General features: G+C 48.1%; 14 protein-coding genes. 5 read left to right on the top strand and 9 right to left on the bottom strand.

Annotated elements, in window-relative coordinates:
* Positions 1 to 333: 333 nt before the first annotated feature.
* Entirely contained in the window at positions 334 to 5,559 is a 5,226-nt protein-coding gene (locus NSS67_RS07940) for a WIAG-tail domain (protein ID WP_339319046.1), read from the bottom strand.
* Positions 5,560 to 5,798: 239 nt separating this feature from the next.
* On the opposite strand from NSS67_RS07940, the gene NSS67_RS07935 reads away from it, so the two are divergent.
* Both NSS67_RS07935 and asd read left to right on the top strand, forming a co-directional pair.
* Positions 5,799 to 6,893 carry a YheC/YheD family protein gene (locus tag NSS67_RS07935; RefSeq protein WP_339319045.1) on the top strand — a complete coding sequence of 365 codons (1,095 nt, stop codon included), beginning with the start codon at positions 5,799 to 5,801 and terminating at the stop codon, positions 6,891 to 6,893.
* Between the two features lie 87 nt (positions 6,894 to 6,980).
* Positions 6,981 to 7,772 carry an archaetidylserine decarboxylase gene (gene asd, locus NSS67_RS07930; RefSeq protein WP_339319044.1) on the top strand — a complete coding sequence of 264 codons (792 nt, stop codon included), beginning with the start codon at positions 6,981 to 6,983 and terminating at the stop codon, positions 7,770 to 7,772.
* Positions 7,773 to 8,413: 641 nt separating this feature from the next.
* Here the strand turns inward: asd and gpmA are convergent.
* The 3 genes from gpmA to NSS67_RS07915 all read right to left on the bottom strand — a co-directional run bounded on the left by gpmA (position 8,414) and on the right by NSS67_RS07915 (position 12,407).
* Entirely contained in the window at positions 8,414 to 9,157 is a 744-nt protein-coding gene (gpmA, locus tag NSS67_RS07925) for a 2,3-diphosphoglycerate-dependent phosphoglycerate mutase (RefSeq protein WP_339319043.1), read from the bottom strand.
* 719 nt (positions 9,158 to 9,876) lie between these two features.
* Entirely contained in the window at positions 9,877 to 10,662 is a 786-nt protein-coding gene (locus tag NSS67_RS07920) for an AraC family transcriptional regulator (RefSeq protein ID WP_339319042.1), read from the bottom strand.
* A gap of 239 nt (positions 10,663 to 10,901) precedes the next feature.
* A complete protein-coding gene (locus NSS67_RS07915) occupies positions 10,902 to 12,407 on the bottom strand; it encodes a PLP-dependent aminotransferase family protein (protein WP_339319041.1) in 1,506 nt (501 codons plus the stop codon).
* A gap of 144 nt (positions 12,408 to 12,551) precedes the next feature.
* Here NSS67_RS07915 and NSS67_RS07910 point away from each other — a divergent pair, with 144 nt between their 5' ends.
* From NSS67_RS07910 to NSS67_RS07900, 3 genes are all read left to right on the top strand, one after another.
* Positions 12,552 to 13,169: a pyridoxamine 5'-phosphate oxidase family protein gene (locus tag NSS67_RS07910; protein ID WP_339319040.1), complete on the top strand. Its 618-nt coding sequence runs from the start codon at positions 12,552 to 12,554 to the stop codon at positions 13,167 to 13,169.
* A 178-nt stretch (positions 13,170 to 13,347) separates the two neighbouring features.
* Positions 13,348 to 14,649 (top strand): aminotransferase class I/II-fold pyridoxal phosphate-dependent enzyme, encoded by a 1,302-nt coding sequence (locus NSS67_RS07905; protein WP_339319039.1) that lies wholly within the window; start codon positions 13,348 to 13,350, stop codon positions 14,647 to 14,649.
* 149 nt (positions 14,650 to 14,798) lie between these two features.
* On the top strand, positions 14,799 to 14,921 hold the full coding sequence (locus NSS67_RS07900; RefSeq protein WP_339319038.1) for a YjcZ family sporulation protein: 123 nt from the start codon (positions 14,799 to 14,801) through the stop codon (positions 14,919 to 14,921).
* Between the two features lie 220 nt (positions 14,922 to 15,141).
* Here NSS67_RS07900 and NSS67_RS07895 read toward each other — a convergent pair whose 3' ends face one another.
* The 5 genes from NSS67_RS07895 to NSS67_RS07875 form a co-directional block, all read right to left on the bottom strand.
* Positions 15,142 to 16,362 (bottom strand): ABC transporter permease, encoded by a 1,221-nt coding sequence (locus tag NSS67_RS07895; RefSeq protein WP_339319037.1) that lies wholly within the window; start codon positions 16,360 to 16,362, stop codon positions 15,142 to 15,144.
* A gap of 1 nt (position 16,363) precedes the next feature.
* Positions 16,364 to 17,110 (bottom strand): ABC transporter ATP-binding protein, encoded by a 747-nt coding sequence (locus NSS67_RS07890; protein WP_339319036.1) that lies wholly within the window; start codon positions 17,108 to 17,110, stop codon positions 16,364 to 16,366.
* Positions 17,107 to 18,612 carry a DEAD/DEAH box helicase gene (locus NSS67_RS07885; RefSeq protein ID WP_339319035.1) on the bottom strand — a complete coding sequence of 502 codons (1,506 nt, stop codon included), beginning with the start codon at positions 18,610 to 18,612 and terminating at the stop codon, positions 17,107 to 17,109. Before NSS67_RS07885 ends, NSS67_RS07890 begins: the two co-directional genes overlap by 4 nt.
* A gap of 96 nt (positions 18,613 to 18,708) precedes the next feature.
* Positions 18,709 to 19,485 carry an SDR family oxidoreductase gene (locus NSS67_RS07880; RefSeq protein ID WP_339319034.1) on the bottom strand — a complete coding sequence of 259 codons (777 nt, stop codon included), beginning with the start codon at positions 19,483 to 19,485 and terminating at the stop codon, positions 18,709 to 18,711.
* 28 nt (positions 19,486 to 19,513) lie between these two features.
* Positions 19,514 to 19,969 carry a chemotaxis protein CheX gene (locus tag NSS67_RS07875; protein WP_313638208.1) on the bottom strand — a complete coding sequence of 152 codons (456 nt, stop codon included), beginning with the start codon at positions 19,967 to 19,969 and terminating at the stop codon, positions 19,514 to 19,516.
* Positions 19,970 to 20,043 lie beyond the last annotated feature (74 nt).

The raw sequence follows: 20,043 nt of genomic DNA, 5'->3' as shown, positions 1-20,043 counted from the left end.
TATCCCATTTTAGGATTGCTAAAAGACCCTATTGCAGCCATTGACATGAATCACACCAAATAATGACCTATTTCTAAGGAATAACTGCACTGGTGTCCGAAACCAGCTTCAAAAGGTGATAAATTTGCAAATAACGTCATCTGGGTCCGGAAACCTCGACGAGTGATTGGATTACCGCACTATCGGACATAGACATAGTTAAAGCCGTAGCGTGTGACTAGTACCCTGTGGTGAGGAAAACTAACGCAAAAAAACAGAGCAGCGATCTCCAATAAGGAGAGTCGCTGCTCTGCTGTTTTATGATTTTAAAATCCTAGGAGAGACTACTTGGAGTTAATCAAACACACGATCATCCATCGCCGGTTTAGCCAAAGGAGAACCGATAGCAATCCAAGAGATAACCCCATAGAAATGCGGAGTTTCGCGCAATCGCACCACTTGAATGACTGCATCTCCATTAGCTCTGCTCTTTAAGGAAGCATTGAAGTAAGGTTGATTCGTCATGGCGACGAGCACATAACCCGTATGACCAAAGTTCTCATCGAACGATACGGTCACTTCCACACTCTCCGCATCCCCGTTGAACATAAATGCGGTCATTCCAAACTGCTGAAGCGCCTCTCGCTTCCCAGCAGTCTGAATCGGACTGAAGGATAAATGTTCAGCATTTACAGAATTGACTGCCAAGTGCGCCCCATTTACTGCACCAGGAGCAATATGATAATCCTGAACGCTTTCTTCCTCCAGATGACGGGCTTGAATGGCAAAAGAGGAAATTTTGGAAGCCACAATCGCTTCATCCTGAAGCTCTGTCGTCCCTACCGAACCCTCGGCCAGATGAGTGGACTCGATGCTGCCTGCCTGCAGCTTAGCTCCGTTGATGCTCGCATCGGGAAGAAGCGCAGAGCTGCGTGTTTCATCTGCAAGATGTTCCAATTTGATGATACCAGGCTGCAAATGCCGATCCGCCACGATGTTGTCAGCAAGATGCTCTCCGTACACACTCCATGGCTGTAAATGTGAACAATTCACTGAACCTTCGGCCAGTTTATCTTCGGTAACACTGCCTTCCGGCAACAGATCGGCGCTACGTACCTCTTCTGCCAGATGTTTTAGTGTGATGCTGTCAGATCGAATGTGGCGACTATCCACCGCATTCTCTGCCAAATGACCACCAACGACGCTACCAGGAGCCAGATGGAACGAATGGATGGATCCAGCTTCCAATTTTTCTCCTGTGATACTGCCATCTGGCAACAGATCAGCGCTATGCACTTCCTCTGCCAAATGTTTCAGGGTAATGCTTCCAGACCGAATATGGCGGCTATCTATCGTATCACCCGCTAAATGCCCCCCATACACGCTGCCCGGAGCCAAATGAAAGGCACTAATGCTTCCGCCCTCCAGCTTCTTGCCGGTAATGCTGCCATCTGGAAGCAGATCGGAGCTACGTGTCTCTAATGCTAGATGAGCCAGGGTAATCTCACCAGTTCGGATATGACGACCTTCTACTGTACCCGGGCTCAGATGACTACTTCCCACACTTCCAGGCACGAGGTGAATAGATTTAACGGATTGATTTGCCAGCTTCTCACCAGTAAGGCTACCGTCTGGTAGCAGATCAAAAACACGAACCTCTTCCGACAGATGAGCCAGGGTAATCTCACCGTTTCCGATATGACGACCTTCTACAGAACCCGGACTCAGTTGACTACTCCCTACACTTCCAGGTACAAGATGAATCGAGCTTACCGATTCTTCTGCTAGCTTCCCGCCAGTAATACTGCCTTCCGGTAACAAGTCTGAGCTGCGCGCTTCTGCTGACAGATGTGCCAGAGTGATTTCACCATACCCGATGTGAAGACCTTCTACTGCACCTGGACATAGTTGATTACTCCCTACACTTTCTGGTGCAAGATGAATCGAATTTACCGATTCTCGTGCTAGCTTCTCGCCAGTAATACTACCTTCCGGTAACAAGTCTGAGCTGCGCGCTTCTGCTGACAGATGTGCCAGAGTGATTTCACCATACCCGATGTGAAGACCTTCTACTGCACCTGGACATAGTTGATTACTCCCTACACTTTCCGGTGCAAGATGAATCGAACTTATCGATTCTTCTGCCAGCTTCTCGCCAGTAATACTGCCATCCGGCAACAATTCGGAGCTACGAATTTCTTTGGCTAGATGAACCAGTGTAATCTCACCATACCCGATATGACGGCCTTCTATTGTATCCGGACCGAGATGACTGCCATTTACACTTCCAGGTATTAAATGATTTGAATTCACAGATTCTGCTGCCAGCTTTTCTCTGGTAATACTGCCGTCTGGCAGTAAGTCTGCACTACGTGCATCTTCGGCTAGATGAGTCAGTGTAATCTCACCGTACCCAATATGACGGCCTTCTATTGTATCAGGGCTAAGATGACTGCCATTTACACTCCCAGGTATTAGATGACTTGAATTCACAGATTCTGCTGCCAGCTTTTCTCTGGTAATACTGCCGTCTGGCAGCAAGTCTGCGCTACGTGCATCTTTGGCTAGATGAGCTAGTGTGATCTCACCGTGCCCGATATGACGACCTTCTATTGTATCCGGACCGAGATGACTGCCATTTACACTCCCAGGTATTAGATGACTTGAATTCACAGATTCTGCTGCTAGCTTTTCTCTGGTAATACTGCCGTCTGGCAGCAAGTCTGCGCTACGTGCATCTTTGGCTAGATGAGCTAGTGTGATCTCACCGTACCCGATATGACGGCCTTCTATTGTATCAGGGCTAAGATGACTGCCATTTACACTTCCAGGTATTAGATGATTTGAATTCACAGATTCTTCTGCCAGCTTTTCTCTGGTAATACTGCCGTCTGGCAGCAATTCTGCGCTACGTGCATCTTTAGCTAGATGAGCTAAGGCGATTTCACCGTACCCGATGTGGCGGCCTTCTATTGTATCAGGGCTAAGATGACTGCCATTTACACTTCCAGGTATTAGATGAATAGATCCTACGGATTCCTCTGCAAGCTTCTCACCGGTAATACTAGCGTCAGGCAGTAGCTCAGAGCTAAAGGTTTCTTCTGCCAGATGAGCCAGTGTGATCTCACCATGCCGGATGTGACGGCCTTCTACTGCACCCAGACTAAGATGACTTCCATCTACACTTCCAGGTACAAGATGACTAGAATCTACGGATTCTTCTGCTAGCTTCTCACCGGTAATACTGCCCTCTGGCAGCAAGTCAGAGCTGCGTGCATCTTCGGCTAGATGAGCCAGCTTGATCTCACCATGCACGATATGCCTTCCTTCAATCGTATCGATACATAGATGGCCACCGTCTACACTGCCCGGTGAAAGATGCTGCGAATCCACAGCCCCTTTTGCCAGCTTAGAGCTGCTAATGCTACCCTCCTGTATTTGAATCGAAGAGATAGAATTAGGAATAATATGACCATTTCCGATGGACAACGGCCGGATATGCGCCCCACCGACGCTTCCCGGATTCAAATGCCTGCTCTGAACCGCACTATCACTAATGGATTTTGCATGAACTGCATTCGCAGATAAATGCTCTGCCTGAACTGCCGACACTACTAATTTACTGGAATCTACACTTCCGTCGGCAAGCTTAGCCGAAGTGACCGATAAATCGCTGATCTTATCCGTCGATACACTTTCCGGGGACAGCTTTAACGATGTCACCACATGGTCTGCCAGATGATGCGGCTGCACTGCACCAGCTGCCAAATGAATCTCTCTCACCGCAGCAGAAGCCAGCTTATCTCCTGAAACCGAGCCGGACTGGATCGCAGCGGTAGTCACACTATTTTCTCCGAGATGTCTCCGTTCCACGGCTCCCGTAGCTAGATGTTCTTTATCCACTACAGCATCCTGCAGAATACGCCCACTCACGCTGGCATCGGCCAGATGCTTCTCCTCCACTGCACAAAAAGCAATATGCTCACCACTCACCACTTCACGAGCAATCGTGCTTCCGATGACCGATCCCGCTGCCAGTTTAGCCGAGCTTACCACTCCATCCACTAGCTTAGCGGAAGTAACGCTCTGTGAACGAAGATGCTCCGCTCCTACAGACTCTGAGGCCAGCTTATCGCCAGTAACAGCTCCAGAGGACAGATGATGAGTATGAATAGCATCATCTATAAGCTGCTCTGATCCAACCGCCTCCGAGGCTATATGAGCGTGGTTCACAGATTCTCGTTCTAGATGGTTAGAGGAAACGGCTTGCATAGCAATTTGCGGTCCGCGGATAGCGGATTTGGCAATATGTCTTGTGGTTACAGCTTCATCTGCTAGCTTATGTGCGAGTATGCTTTGATCAGCGATTTTCGATGAAGTGACCGCTTGCTCAATCAGTTGTGCAGTACCTACCGCACCCTCCGTCAGCTTTAAAAAAGAGATGCTTCGGTCAGCCAGATGGCGGCTCGTTATTTCCCCGTCGCTGATATGGGAACCATGTACGCTTTCTGCACTTAAGTGGATGCTTCTCACTACTTCTGTACCTAGCTGCTTGGAACCAATAGCACCATCTGCTACATGCGTACCTTCGATTACACCCGACTGAAGCTGCTCCTTGCCGATCAGCTTGCTAGCAAGCTGATCGGGTCCGATCGCTCCCGGCGCCAAATGTCTGGCAGTGATCAGTGCATCGCTTAGATGGCGACCCTCAATAACAGCATCAGCCAGCTTGGAAGCGCTGATTTCACCATCGGCTATTTTATCGCCAGATACCGCTGCATCAGCCAACTTGGAACGATCAATACTCCCGTTCGCCACGTGGCGGCTAGTGATGCTGCTGCTTCCTATTTTTTCACCAGTAACTGCTCCATCTTCCAGTAAATCAGCCGTAACTATCAGATCGCTCAAATGACGGCTCTCAATAGACTTATCTGCAATTTGACCACCGCCGATAATCCGATCAGCCAGCTTTTCTGGACTAATACTGCCGTTCTTCAGCTTTTCTCCACTGATGGAATGATCCAGCAGCTTTCCACCACTAACGCTTCCTTCGGCTAAATGCTCTCCCACAATCGATTCAGGCGCGATTTTCGAAGAGGTAACTGCCTTGTCCGCGATATTGATACTCTGTACAGCGTAATCTTGCAGCCATGGTGTACCAATAATGCCGAACTTCAGTTTAGAACCGTCAATCGTGCGTGGAGCGATTTTGGCTCCAGTAACTGCTGCATCTGATAGATCATCTGTATAAACAGGCTGAAACCGCTCTTTCTCAGGAGCGAACCATATGGTTTCAGGAAGATTATCCACCTGTTTCTGAAGCTGCACCTCCACCGTAGGCTCCGGCTCTGGTTGCAAATCTGGAGCGGCAATTGCTTCCTCTAGAACGAGTTCAGCTACTCCTCCCCCACTTACCAGAACTTCCGCGATCTCTTCTTGATTGACTCCGTCACTGATACTCCCTGTATCCTTGGAACTGCTTTTGCTATCCAGCATGCTTAGTTCCTTTATATTGGGATTATCTACATAGTAGAGTCGTTTTTGTGGACTGCGCGGCTGCTTTTTTTTGGAACTCCTCACAAGCAGTCTCCTCCTTCCATCTATTGTTTCTCCTAGGCATCATATGCAGCGGTATGGGCTTATGACACCCTTTTGCGATTAGCCCTTTTTAAGATTCTGATGGAGCTTAAACTTTCTTATTTTTCAAAAAAGGCATCTGCCTCCGCGCATTCGTCCACCCTGACACGCGGGTACAAACATACAATGACTAGAGCAGTAAAGGCGGGAATCACGTGACCGAAGAAACAGGAGGAACAAACATGGGGCATAAGCTCGTTGGAATACTACTAAATGCCGATATGCACCGGGGCGTTCCCCGGCTAAAAACAGGACAGGAGTCTCTATCCAACTATGAAGAGGCGGCCGCTGCCTACGGCTTAGTCCCTTGCTTCCTGAAGCTCGCGGACATCGATACAGACTCAGGCTTCAGCGCCGCCTATATAAAGGGATCTCATGGATATAAAAGCGTAGTAGTTCCTACGCCCACAGTCATCCATAATCGGGCGATATACAGCCAGAATAGCCCAGGGATGCAGCGTCTACTGCGGCACCATCCGTTGGTGTACAATACATGTAATCGATACGGCAAAGATGAGATTCATGAACTGCTTGAGCAGCGTGAGGAGCTTCGTGAGTATTTGCCGGCAACAACAGGGGTATCTGGCCTCAGACAAATGATGAATCATTACCCCGATCTCATTCTCAAACCGTGCCGCGGTAGTATAGGAAATGGTGTGATGCGACTCGTACGCAAAGGGTCACAGAGCTGGAGTTTGAGCTACCTCTCCCCCTCGATGCGGCGCTGGAGAAGCATACCCGTAAATCAGGCGGCGCTGCCAAGAGCGCTCCGAGCACGTCTGTCCTCTGTACCTTATCTTGTACAGGAGCGTATTCCACTAGCTGAAATTGGAGGACGCCCCTTTGATCTACGCGTCACCGTTCAACGCGGCTGGGGAGGAGATTGGCAGGTCACTGGCCTCTTCGCTAAACTGGCTGCCCCAGGGGGCTTTGTCTCCAACATTGCTCGCGGAGGGGAAGCCTTAAGCTCTTCCTTTGCGCTCGAAAAAGCCTTCTCTAGATCAGCAGCGGCTAATATCCGTATGTCCGTCGAAACACTTAGTCTTGTTATAGCGCGTTATCTCGAGCAAGACCTTCCGGGTCTGGCTGATATCGGACTGGACATAGGAATCACTAAGGATGGCCGCCTCTTCTTCATAGAATGTAATGGCCGCGACCAACGCTACGGATTTCACAAAGCCGGCTTTACAGAGATTTGGAAGGAAAGTTACCGAAGACCGATGGGATACGCACGTTATTTACTAGAAAAGAACAGTCTGATATACAACAGTTATTGATTTGTCTCTTATTCTATGTCAATATAATGCAGAGCAGAGGGCGGCCCATATACAACCGCACTGCTGCATTATGGAAGGGAGATGGGCATGGTAAAACAATTGCTGCGGCTGATGACCGAGCTATCCTCACACCGATGGCTTTCACGGTTAATGGGATCTTTTTCTCATAGTAGACTCAGCCGTTTTCTAATCCCGGTATTTATTAAGACTTATAAAATCCCCTCCGCGCAGGCGGAGAAGAATCCTGGAGAATATCACACTCTTAATGAGTTTTTCAGCCGCCGGCTGAAGCCTGGCATGCGGCCTATTGCAACCGATGCTGACGCTTTAGTTAGTCCCGTAGATGCAATGATTACTGCTATGGGCGACATTACCTCTGGCACGATTATGAATGTAAAAGGGCAGGATTATAAGCTCGAGGATCTACTTAATCACTCCCCGCATCTGGAGCTGTACAAGAAGGGTTTTTTCTTCGTCCTTTATCTTAGTCCTACGGATTATCATCGAATTCACTCTCCCCTTACTGGACAAAAGGTGGAGAGTGATTATATTCGTGGACGAGCTTATCCGGTCAATGATTTCGGAATGCGACATATGAAGGGTGTACTGAACCGCAACGAACGTCTCATCACTTATATCGCCGGAAGCTACGGTGAAACCGCAGTAGTAAAGGTAGGCGCGATGAACGTCAGCAGCATCCGTTATACGGATGATAACGCTACTGAGTGGCAAATCGGCGATGATCTGGCCTATTTTGAGTTCGGCTCCACTGTAGTACTGCTTATGGAAAGCGGTACTTTTACCCCGAGACCCGATTTGGCGTTGAACGCTAAGGTGAAGATGGGGGAGCTGCTGGGGACGTTGCAGCAGCCTTTGTAAAAGAATTGAAGGGTACCCTTTAAGCCATGAAATGGCTGCTTGGGTGTCCTTTTCTTTTTTTAGAGCTTCCCCTGGATCTGCCCCATCAGCTAGACAGTTGCGCGTACGAAGCCGCTATCGGACTCACCTGACCTTAAACGCGGCTTTTTCACACATTTACGATTCTATCGGACTCCACCGCCGCTATTGGCATAAAAAACACCCCGTATGGGCTAAAACCGAGGCAATAGCGGCACTGGGGTCCGAAACTCCGCTCAATTGGCTATATATTTGCTAATAGCGTCATCTGGGTCCGTAAGCGTCAACGGAAGGTTAGCGCTCAGTGCTATCGGACCCAGTTGACCTTAAACGCAGCTTTTTCACACATTTACGATTCTATCGGACTCCACCGCCGCTATTGGCATAAAAAACACCCAGTTTGGGCTAAATCTGAGGCAATAGCGGCACTGGGGTCCGAAACTCTGCTCAATTGGCTATATATTAGCTAATAACGTCATCTGGGTCCGTAAGCGTCAGCCGAGGATTAGCGGAGGATTAGCGGATAGTACTAACAACAAAAAAGGACAGCCCAGAGGCTGTCCTTGCTGTCCTTTGTCTTTTCATGCAATCATCGGTTACGCTTATTATACCTAATACGCCTATTACACATGTCCCTGCTTAGCGACATCAAGCGCCTTGGCCGCCACTTGTTCCGGATCTCCTAAATAAAAACGGCTGATTGGATTAATGTCCTCATCGAGTTTATACACCAGTGGTACTCCGGTTGGAATATTGAGCTCCAGCAGCTCCGACTCATCAATATCCTCCATAAATTTGATCAACGCTCGCAGCGTATTGCCATGGGCTGAAATAAGCACCCGTTCTTTTTTACGCACAAGGGGTACAATTCGGTTTCTCCAGAAATCGCCCACACGATGAACGGTGTCCTCCAGACTCTCTCCGCACGGGATATCTTCCGGACGAACATTACTGTAACGGATATCGTTTCCGGGATACCGGGGATCATCCAACTCCAGCATCGGAGGCCGAACCGATAAACTCCGTCTCCATAGATGCAGCTGAGCATCACCGTATTTGATCGCCGTCTCACTTTTACTTAATCCCTGGAGTGCGCCATAATGCCTTTCGTTCAGCTTCCAAGACTTTTGTACGGGAATCCACAGCAGATCCATCTCTTCAAGTGCATAGTTGAGTGTCTTGATCGACCGCTTTAGCACTGAAGCAAAAGCTAGATCAAACGTATACCCCGAATCCTTCAACAGCTTTCCTGCGGCCTTTGCCTCTTGAATACCTTTGTCAGTTAAATCTGGGTCGCTCCAGCCCGTAAATAAATTCTGCACATTGTACTGGCTTTCACCATGTCGTATAAGCACGATTTCGTACATTATCTCTCTCCTCCCACCAATGGACTACAGTCAAAGTTATGCGATGCGTATAACGGAAAACTTTTCCTTAATAGTAACTCATTCGAGTTAAAATAAATATTGACAACAAACTCACCGTAGGACATATAAATATCATCTGGTGCATAGGCGTTTGTTTGATTGCAGGATGTGCAACAGAAAATCTTTATTTTTACTCGCTAAAATATTTCATTGTACTTCATGCAATAGATCACCGTGATAATCTTTAGTATGGGCGTTTGTTCACCAAATGAATGTAAGATATGCAACAGAATTCGAAATTACCTTCATATGAGTTCATTCTATTGTATAAAATACAACGCGAGGCCGATAAACCCTTCGGTTTGCCAAGCATAAACGCCTAGCGGCGTCCTTATAAGGACGGTAAGCGTTTATGCGAGAAATATAAGTCATAAAGTATTGTGTGAAACTTATACTTTCTTATATTTCAAAAAAACCGGAAGCCTGTTGGCTCCGGTTATTTAAAGCTTGGGTCATATCCAGCGATTATATACTCGTTTGTTCAGTTAGAACCAGCTTTCCATGACAAAAGCACTCGACTGTTTTAATCGTTTTAAGCGGTTTCTAAAAACCCCTGCGCCTCCACCTGTACAATCCGTGTTACAGATTCTCCGTCTGACCAGCATTCCATAAAGTATCCACCCTTTGTTGGTTGAAGTAACTGAAACAAAGAAAGGAAATCAGCGAATCTCAGATGGACTTTTTCCGGTATACTGCTTAAACTGGCGGCTAAAAAAGAAAATGTCACGGTATCCAAGCGCATCTGCTACCTCAGTAACATTCATTCCGGCGTACAACAGCAAATGCTGAGCACGCTCAATCCGGGCACGGATTACATAGGATTGAACAGAGGAGCCTGTAAGCTCCTTAAACTTGATTGAGAAATACCGCGGCGATAACCCCGCACGTGCAGCAAGGTCTTCTACGCGATGCGAAACCCCGGGATGTTGGCTCACATAGTTCGCTATTTCATGAATGATTTCCGTCAAATGGTTGCTAACATAACGTTCTACAGGCTTCACACGGTCCTCCCTAAGCAGATGAATCATTAGTTGTTTTAGAACGAGCTGCCCTTCTTCCTCAGCTGCGTAGGTATCCACTAGGAATAGCCGAACGTAACGAGCAAGCAGATGTTCAAATTCAACCGTTTCTATAAGTTCACGATAGGGCAGCGGGATATCCGTCACCTCTCCGGTGACATCAAAATGAATATATGTAAGGACAAGCGGCTTTTGCGGATTATGTGTAGCGCTTGTATGGTCACCCGGACGAAACAAGAAGCAGCTTCCCTTACCCACTTGGAAAGGTTCCCCGTTACGTACAACCGTGCCTTCCCCGCTCCATACATAGAATAAATCATAATTTTGCAGCGACTTCTCTCTTTTTTGCCATTTCCAGCTTGGTTCGCACACAATCTTCGCCAAGGCAGGTAATATAACAAAAGAGGATGGCGATGCGTGCAGCATAACGTTCCCTCCTAAAAGTTTTGTAAGCATCGGCTACATCGAAAACTCTTCGTACAAAACTTACTTTGTAAGCATCCGCTTAGTTTTGTAAGCGCAATCTAGTTTGAGTCACTTCGCAAAACTCACTTCGTAAGCATCCGCTTAGTTTTGTAAGCGCAATCCACTCTGAGTTACTTCGCAAAACTTGCCTCATTAAGCATCTGCTTAGTTTTGCTATCCATCCTCACCATCATACCTTGTCATGTTGCACTTTGTACATCTTCCCACGCCAAAAGCAGGCGCTTAATTCCTTCCTCCAGCTCCAGAGCATTCAGATGAGCAAATGAAAAACAAGCTGCTGGCCCCCCCGACGAAACTTGATATAACGCAGCATCTCTGAAATCCGTGCCGCGCCTGCGCGCCGCCGCCCGAAATGCCACGAACTCTTCGCGACTGCGCAGCCACCTCGCATATACTTGCAACCCCGCATCGCCAGGCTGCAGATCGAACAGCTCCGCAAGCTGCTCCGACAGCAAAGTGCGGAGGATGCGTCCACGTTCGCCATAAATGCGGTTCATCCGACGCAGATGACGCCCGTAGCCGCCGGTATTCATAAACCGCGCCAACGCACGCTGTTCAAGCAGCCCTACTGGCAAGGGCTCATACAGCGCCTTGGCGGCAATAGTCGGCTGTACTAGAGAAGGTGGAAGCACTGCAAAGCCAAGCCGAAGGCCAGAGAACATCGTGTTCGAGAAGGAGCCAATATACACAACCCGTTCTCCGCGATCTAGCGCTTTTAAGGGCTCGATTGGACGTCCTGACCACCGGAACTCACTGTCATAATCATCTTCTATAATTACCGCATCATGCCGCTGCGCCCATTCCAGCAAGATTCGCCTCCGTTCCAAAGGCAGCACCACGCCTGTAGGAAATTGACGACTCGGTGTAACAAACAACAGACGCGCATCCCAATCCTCCGGGACAAGACCGCTGCCATCCAGCTTCCCTCTCAGCAATTGGCCTCCAGTGATCTCAACCGCTCGGCGAATCCCATGAAAGCCTGGATCCTCAACGACCGCTGAACCCGCCGCATCAAGCAGTAGCTGTGTCAGAATAACGATGCCTTGCATCGAGCCGCTGAACAATACGATTTGCTCTGCATCCGCACGAATCCCGCGAGTAATCCGCAGATGCGTAGCGATCGCTTTGCGCAGTCCTTCATCTCCTTCGGGTGGACAAGTACTTTGCAGCAAGCCGCCTTCCTTCCCTCCGGCATAAGACAGCGCACTGCGCCATTCATAGTAAGGAAAATGCTCCATCCGCATACCACTGCTCAGAAAGCTCACAACATTCTTTTTACTCTCCTCATACAAGGGTGTTGGACGTGCGAGCAGTCGCTTGCCCCATGCCGAGAGTGGAATCGTTGTCTCAGATACACAATCTCCCCTAGCAGCATCTGCTGCTTCACCCAAAACCAGATTGTCACCATCACTGCCACCAGAAGCTGAAGAAAAACTATCCTCAGACACGAAGGTCCCCCGCCCAGTTACCGTCCTTACATAACCATCAGCGAGCAACATTTCATACACCTGCGAGACCGATCCGCGCGACAAGTCATAGTGCATAGCAAGACTTCGTGTTGATGGCAGCTGAGTGCCACCTGGTAGATTCCCCTCCAAAATTGCAGCGCGGAGCGCGTGATACAACGCTAAATATTTGTAACGATGTATCGCCAGATATTGATCGTATGCCAGTGAGATGTTCATCGGTTCCCCTCCTTGGCCAGCAAGTGGTCCATTAAAAACTATCTTAATTGGTCCTTTTTAATTGTCAACTACTCTACTATCCTTTAAAGAACATAAACATTAGAGCAAACGCTCTACACTATTAAGAACGAGGACGTGATCCCTATGCGCAGAAAAGAATTTCAAGTAGATCAGGAGGAAGAATTGGTCTCTTTTCTAAACGGAATGAGCTTCGGTTTTCTCGGGACAAGTGATGAACAGGGGCAACCGCGGGTGACACCGCTGAATTTTGTATATACAGATGGGTGTTTCTATTTCCACGGCAGTCATGCTGGCGGCAAAATGAAGGCGATTCGCAATCAGCAGAAGGTCTGCTTTACTGTAGCGGATGAGTATGCACTGATTCCGTCTTATTTTAGCGACCAAGAGATGGCCTGCCCAGCAACCGCGTATTTTAAAAGTGTTACCGCCTACGGTACAGCCGAGCCCGTCGAAGACATTAGCGAAAAAGCAATCGTACTCTCCTTATTTATGAAAAAACTCCAGCCCGAGGGCGGCTATGATCCCATTGATGCAGAAGATCCTAGGTACCGTCCCCGTCTAAAGGGAGTCGCGGTTGTGCGCATTACCCCTGATGAGATCACTGCGAAGTTTAAGTTTGGCCAGAATTTGAAAGAAGAAGAGCGCTCTGGAGTCATTTCCGGCCTGTCTGAAAGAAATCAGCCACGTGATGAAGAAACCATAGCGATGATGAAAAAGTATTGCCCCTACCACTCCGAATAATAGATAAAGATAGACCAGTTTCTCGTACAAAATAAACACTACGTATAGTGTAAAACTTAAAGTTCCTTAAATTTTAAAAAAACGTATCTTTCCAAGTGACGGTTGCTAGTGGCGGTGATATAATGTTAGGCAATGTTAACAGTATGTATCCCTAAAGAACCCTGGAAGGATGAAACTGATGAATCCACTGGCTGGACAATTGAACGAAAGCATTAAAGCGGGAAATGAACATGTTTTTGATATGCTCTCTACGCTTGGCAAAGAAATTTATTTTCCTAAGGAGGGCATTCTGAGCCAATCCGCTGAAGCAGGCGCTCACGCTAAGAAATACAATGCAACCATCGGTATTGCTACCGAAGGTGGCGTGCCTATGCACCTCGGCGTCATTCAGGATAAACTCTCTGCCTACAATCCAAAGGATCTGTATAGCTACGCTCCACCAGCAGGGAAACCAGAGTTACGTACCGTATGGCGGGAAAAAATGCTGCGCGAAAACCCTTCACTCGAAGGGAAATCCTTCAGTAATCCTGTTGTGACCAACGCCCTGACTCATGGGCTTAGCATTGTCGCTGACCTCTTCGCAGAGCCAGGCGACGCGATTATCTACCCAGATAAGAACTGGGAAAACTATGAACTAACCTTCGGAATCCGCCGTCATGGGGAGACCGTTAACTATCCACTTTTCACAGAAGAAATGACATTTAACAGTGCGGGTCTTGAAGCAGCGCTACTGGCTCAAAAAGAACGCGGAAAAGCGATCGTGCTGCTGAACTTCCCTAACAATCCTACAGGATATACTCCAGGGATTAAGGAAGGCGATGAAATCGTCGCAGCTATCCTTCGTGCGGCTGAGGAAGGCATTAATGTGGTTGTCGTCAGTGATGATGCATATTTCGGACTTTTCTTTGAGGATTCATTAAAAGAATCGTTGTTCGGTAAGCTTGCTCATCTGCACCCACGTGTGCTTCCAATCAAGATTGACGGTGCGACCAAAGAAGAATTCGTCTGGGGCTTCCGTGTTGGCTTTATCACTTATGCCTCGGAAGACAAGGAGCTGCTAGCTGCTTTGGAGCAAAAAACACTGGGCATCATTCGCGCTACCATTTCCAGCGGTTCACATCCATCGCAGACCTTCGTACTGGACGCATTGAAATCTCCACAATTCGAAGAGCAGAAGGAAGAGAAGTTCCAAATCATGAAAGGCCGTGCGAATAAAGTAAAAGCGCTGCTTGATAGCGGCAAATACGGCGATGATGTATGGACGTATTATCCTTTTAACTCCGGCTACTTCATGTGTCTGAAGCTTCATACTGTTTCGGCTGAAGCCCTCAGGCTTCACCTGATCCATAATTATGGATTGGGCACTATCGCTCTCGGAGAAACAGATCTGCGTATTGCTTTCTCTTGTATCGAAGAAGAACAGCTGGAAGATCTATTTGATCTTGTATACGCAGGCGTTCGTGATCTGGAAAAAGCTTAGCCATACTTTTCATATTACCTACGATCAGCTCCGCTTCTGCGGGGCTGATTTTTTTCTGGACTCCTCCGGCATTGGCCTATACATGCTTCTCTCTCCGCACATACAATACGATGTACTCAAGTACAACACACACCGAAAGGGGAATGAACATGAGCGAAGAAGTAAGAGGCGGATTTAACGGTTGTTGTGGAGGCGGCCCTTTCACAAGCACTGGTGCCATTCTGGTTCTCTTTATCCTGTTGGTTATCATCACTCGTTCTTTCTGGGTTTAATTAGAGATGACAGTCTCGGGAGAGAGCCTTGAGCTCTTTCCCATTTCCCGTGGCACATCTCATTCCCGGGCGAAGATATCTCCAGTGGGGCTTTGCTTCGCTGCGAACTCAGGTACTTTGCGGGGGCCCCAAATATATACTTTTGGATACGTGAAAAAAGGCTCTCTCATCCGTAGAATTTTCTACTTTTGAGAAAGCCTTTTTATTTTGAATGAATTCCCTACAAATCCTCATCATTCATCCGTGCGGCTTTGCGGGACAAGTATCCCTTAAACAGAAAGGATACCAAAACCCCTGCTACAAATGTACCAATCACTGGGAGTAGTCGGTCACCTATAGAGGCTAAGAAAGGCAAACCAAGAATCAATGCCACTACCAGGTGTGCGCGGAATACGAATTGTGTCGTGTTATCCGCCTTACTGCCTTCTGGAAAGGGATACACTGTCAGCCAAAAAGACTCACTATGCAATTTGCGTAGTGCCGACAATTGTACTCCAATAATGAACAGGAAGAACAAATAGATGGCGGTACCGAAGTAACTGTCACGGTTCAACCAATTCAGAAGCAGGGCCAACACCGAAATCCGCATAATGATTCCGAAAATATCTCCCCGGGCGAAGCTTTTGGTCAGCAAATAGCGGTAAGCCGTATCCTTTCGCCAAGGCAGCCGAGCGCCCCATTTGGATAGATAGCGACGAGGATACACCCGTTGCTCACGACCCGGCACATCCACGAACCAGCCCAGAACCATCAGAGCACGTCCGCCCTGATTTTTTTCCATTGCAATTAGTCTTTCCCAAGGCACGGCGTGACGTGCTGGTACGGACAGTGCAACAAGATAGGCCGCTGCTAATAGCACCATAAATATCAGACTTGAGCCGACTGGCTGCCACAACCAAGCGGCAATGATTAATCCTCCAACCGCCCAGCGTAAGAAAGTATACACACCTGCCATCGGACGCGACAGCATAGCTACCTCTTTCCATAAGCCATAGCTCGCGATCAGCTTCACAGCTATCAGAATCAATATTGTAAATAACAATCGCTTAGGAGACTCATCTGTACGTATGTACAACGGCCAAAGAGTAATGAGTACAAATAACAATCGAATAATCTTCCATACATTTCCACTCACCCACGAAGGTGCGAAATATTCCTTCATCCGGTGACCCTGTGGCAACAGAAAGATCGTATCCGGGGTCTGCAAATAGGTTCGGAAGCTGCTGTGTACTGCCGCAGGCAGCAGTATTGCAAGCATAATCCAGCGAATGGGAATACCTTCAGGCACATTCTGTAACAGCGATGTATACCAAGCCGAGAAGACAATCAGCACGAAAAGGAAGACCATAGCTACGCCGCTTTGAATGATATATCCCACATAAGGAAGCATACTTCCCATGAATCGACCTCGCCGCGTGCGCCGCAGCTCTTTCAAATCCATATTATTTCCCTCCTTGAACCAGCTCGTAGAACAGCTGCTCCAAAGTCAGCCCCTGTAGTCCAGTGGTTGCCGCTATTTCTTCCAGCGTTCCCTGAGCAATCACCTTACCTTTATGCAGCACAATAAAACGGTCGCAATAATTCTCAATGGTAGAAAGTATATGAGAGCTAAGCAGAATAGAGGACCCTGATTTTTTCAGATCCATCATGAAATCAAGCAGCGAGCGAATACCTAACGGATCTAGCCCTAAAAAAGGCTCATCGATTACATATAACGCTGGCCGCGCTACGAAAGCGCACATAATCATGACCTTCTGCTTCATCCCTTTGGATAGATGGGTCGACAACGTGTCCATCTTATCTTCCATATGAAACAGCTTGGCTAGATGTAAGGTGCGGGTTTCATAATCACTTTGTTCTACCCCATACGCTCTTGCAGTAAATTCAACATGCTCACGTACCGTCATTTCATCATACAGAAGAGGCGATTCTGGCACAAAAGTCAAAGCATTGTGATATCCGATGGGATCTTCAGCACGAGTCTTGCCCTTTACTGTGATATCGCCCTTGTGGGGCGACATCAGTCCTAGAATATGCTTCATCGTCGTACTTTTTCCTGCTCCATTCAAACCAATCAATCCAACCATTTCGCCAGGCTGCACCTGAAGCGCAATATCATGCAGCACCGGCTTATTCAGGCTGTATCCACCACTGAGGCCCGTAATTTGCAATACGGGAGAATTATTCATTGACCGTCACCTCTCGGAGTTTTGTCTTTCAACCACTTTGGCGCTCCCTTATTCTTACGGTTCTTCTCACGTTCTGCATTGCTGTTGCGCTTACTCCGTGCAGGAGTGGCACCTCCGCGCGCGCCTGCGGAAGGATTCACGCTGCGCTCCGAATCGCGCTGTTGTTCTCCGCTTGTTGCCTCAGTTGTATGAATCGTAGCCAGTCTTTTGGTAGGTTGCTGCCCTGAGCTAGCTGTAGACGGCTGAACGACTGCATTGCCAGATGTTCGCGCCTGTGGTTTGCTGCTACGCGGAGAAGCTCCATCGCGACGTTGTCCACTGCTCTCATTCCGTCCCCGTCCACTATTCAAAGCGCTGCGCGCTTCATCTGCTGCGAGCACCTTGCCACCGACCATCTCCCGCTCTTCAAGGGCAATATCCAGTTCACGAGCGAATTTACGCATAATAAAGGTCTGCTGCTCTGTCACAATCGTTACGGATAACCCGCGTTTTCCCATCCGACCCGTACGACCAGCACGGTGTACATAATGCTCGGAATCAAAGGCAGGATCGAAGCTAACTACCAGTGACAAATTCTCAATATCCAGTCCTCGGGCAGCCACATCACTGGCAACAAGCACACGGAACTTTCCTTCGCGGAAACGAGACAATACATTACTGCGCGTTACCTTATCAGCATCGCCGTAAAGTGCCGCTGCGGTTAGTCCAAGATGGTTCAGCTTAGCTTCTACCTCTGCAATATCATCTGTAGCATTCACGAACACAATCGCTTTATCTGGATTGTAGTGACGGATGACCCGGCGCAGCATGTCTATTTTGTTGCGTTCTTCCGTTACAACATAATGATGCTCTAAACTCTCAGCAGTCATTACACCGGGAGCAATTCCGACCTCTGCCGGGTTCTTCATTTCACGATTAGCTAATGCCTTCGTCTCCGGTCCAATGGTTGCTGACAGCATAACGAGCTGGCGCGAACGCAGCGCACTGCTAACGATTTTCGTTACCTCGCCGGCACCGCTCAGCTGAAACATTTGGTCCGCTTCATCTAGAACAATCGTGCTGACCTCATGCATCTTCAGCTTGCGAAGTCCAATCAGCTCCCGGATCCGGCCGGGGGTTCCTACGATGAGCTGTGGATGCTCACGCAATTTGTCGATCTGGCGTTTGATAGCTGCCCCGCCAATGAGACCCATTACTCGAATCCCACGATGCTCGCCATAACGTTCCGCCTCACGTAAGATTTGCATTGCCAGCTCCTGTGTAGGGGCAAGCACCAGCTTTTGGACCACCTTCTGCTCCGGGTTAATCGTTTGAAGCAGAGGCAACAGATAGGCCAAGGTTTTACCCGTTCCAGTCTGGGAAGCAGCAATAACATCTCTTCCCTCCAGCAGAAGTGGAATCGTCTGCTCTTGTACCGGGGATGGGGCGTTAATACCGAATTCCGACAATCGGGCAACGAGGTCTTCCTGAATGCCGATAGCCGCAAAAGAAGCTTTATTCATAAGTGTAATTCATCCTTTTCGCTTGAGATAGTATCTTCATTATATGCCAAAAAGGCCTCTCCACCAAATGGAAGGCCAATAATGCTACAGCAGGCTCTATTTTCTGTTCATCGCATTATAAGTAAGCTTGTCCGCCAAGCGAGGAAATAGACCGTAAAGCCGAATACCAAACCCTGCTAGACCCGGAAGATCCATCTCTTCTTTGCCAGTCTCCATGACCTTCACAATCTTGGAAGAGACATGCTCTGGCGTCATCATCATTCGAGCTACGCTCTTTTCATAGTTTCCGGAAGGGTCAGCCGTTTTGAAAAAGTCCGTGGCAATGGGGCCAGGGTTCACAGCCGAGACAACAATCCCACTCTTCCGAAGCTCCTGTCGGAGCGCATTCGTGAATCCAAGAACTGCATGCTTAGTCGCTGTATAGGCGACAGATTTGGCTGTGCCGATCTTCCCTGCCATGGAAGCCACATTTACGATCTGGCCGCTTCCCCGCTCTAGCATATGTGGAACTACAGCCTTCGTACAGCGAACAATCCCCATGTAGTTAACATCCATCATATCATCAAACTCATGAGGCTCCATCTCTGTAAAAGCGGCGAATTTACCGTACCCGGCGTTATTTAGTAAAATATCAATTCTGCCGTAAGTCGCTAAAATTTGAGCAAAGGTCTCCTGAACTCCATCCGCATCTGTTACATCGCATGTATACAGTCCAAAAACGCCCGGGATACCGGCCGCTGTTTCTTTCAGCTTCGCTTCGGAACGTGCCACTAGAACGGGAATAGCACCCTTCTTACTAAGCATTTGTGCGGTTAATGCACCAATGCCACTTGACGCTCCTGTAATCACAACCACCTTATCTTTGAGTACCATAAAAAGTATTTCAGCTCCTAACTCTTGTCTAAGAGATCATCACCTGAATATCCATCTCTCCGACCCCATCCATCAATAACGGAATACTAAGCGCTCTGCGAGGTAAAAAAGACATGCTCTCTAGCTTCATAATTTGAGGTGGGCTTATATCTACCGTAACTCCCTGATTATATAGAATCGTACTGGCATTCCCACTGATCATATTCCCCAGCTCTGAAATTGCACTCTGACCCATCTCATCCATCTCCGTAATCACATAGCCGCCCATCATAATTGATACCATTCGCAAGGCTACCTGCTCCGCGATACCAAATATAATATCTCCGCTCAGCTGACCAGTCATTCCCACTTGAATCCATATATGATTATCGATCAGTTCAATTTCTTTAATACCTAAATTCCCAGTGGAAGGCGAGACCTGAATCACTTGTTCTATAACTGTCCGTGCAGACTCTAAAAACGGATTAATTACTTCTGCTTTCATGAAAATCCAGTCTCCCCCTTTATCGTGCTTTAGTCATATACCAAAAGTCCCATGTAATATGGATTATTATACTT

Origin of the sequence: Paenibacillus sp. FSL R10-2734, assembly GCF_037963865.1 — a bacterium.
Taxonomy (GTDB): domain Bacteria; phylum Bacillota; class Bacilli; order Paenibacillales; family Paenibacillaceae; genus Paenibacillus_AQ.
The sequence above is the reverse complement of the archived record's forward strand: the minus strand, read 5'-3'. Positions and strand labels throughout refer to the sequence as shown.

Bases quoted from the DNA above. Each gene is read 5' to 3' on its own strand.
- NSS67_RS07935 (WP_339319045.1), top strand. From the start codon at position 5,799: ATGGGGCATAAGCTCGTTGGAATACTACTAAATGCCGATATGCACCGG.
- asd (WP_339319044.1), top strand. From the start codon at position 6,981: ATGGTAAAACAATTGCTGCGGCTGATGACCGAGCTATCCTCACACCGA.
- gpmA (WP_339319043.1), bottom strand. From the start codon at position 9,157: ATGTACGAAATCGTGCTTATACGACATGGTGAAAGCCAGTACAATGTG.
- NSS67_RS07920 (WP_339319042.1), bottom strand. From the start codon at position 10,662: ATGCTGCACGCATCGCCATCCTCTTTTGTTATATTACCTGCCTTGGCG.
- NSS67_RS07915 (WP_339319041.1), bottom strand. From the start codon at position 12,407: ATGAACATCTCACTGGCATACGATCAATATCTGGCGATACATCGTTAC.
- NSS67_RS07910 (WP_339319040.1), top strand. From the start codon at position 12,552: ATGCGCAGAAAAGAATTTCAAGTAGATCAGGAGGAAGAATTGGTCTCT.
- NSS67_RS07905 (WP_339319039.1), top strand. From the start codon at position 13,348: ATGAATCCACTGGCTGGACAATTGAACGAAAGCATTAAAGCGGGAAAT.
- NSS67_RS07900 (WP_339319038.1), top strand. From the start codon at position 14,799: ATGAGCGAAGAAGTAAGAGGCGGATTTAACGGTTGTTGTGGAGGCGGC.
- NSS67_RS07895 (WP_339319037.1), bottom strand. From the start codon at position 16,362: ATGGATTTGAAAGAGCTGCGGCGCACGCGGCGAGGTCGATTCATGGGA.
- NSS67_RS07890 (WP_339319036.1), bottom strand. From the start codon at position 17,110: ATGAATAATTCTCCCGTATTGCAAATTACGGGCCTCAGTGGTGGATAC.
- NSS67_RS07885 (WP_339319035.1), bottom strand. From the start codon at position 18,612: ATGAATAAAGCTTCTTTTGCGGCTATCGGCATTCAGGAAGACCTCGTT.
- NSS67_RS07880 (WP_339319034.1), bottom strand. From the start codon at position 19,485: ATGGTACTCAAAGATAAGGTGGTTGTGATTACAGGAGCGTCAAGTGGC.
- NSS67_RS07875 (WP_313638208.1), bottom strand. From the start codon at position 19,969: ATGAAAGCAGAAGTAATTAATCCGTTTTTAGAGTCTGCACGGACAGTT.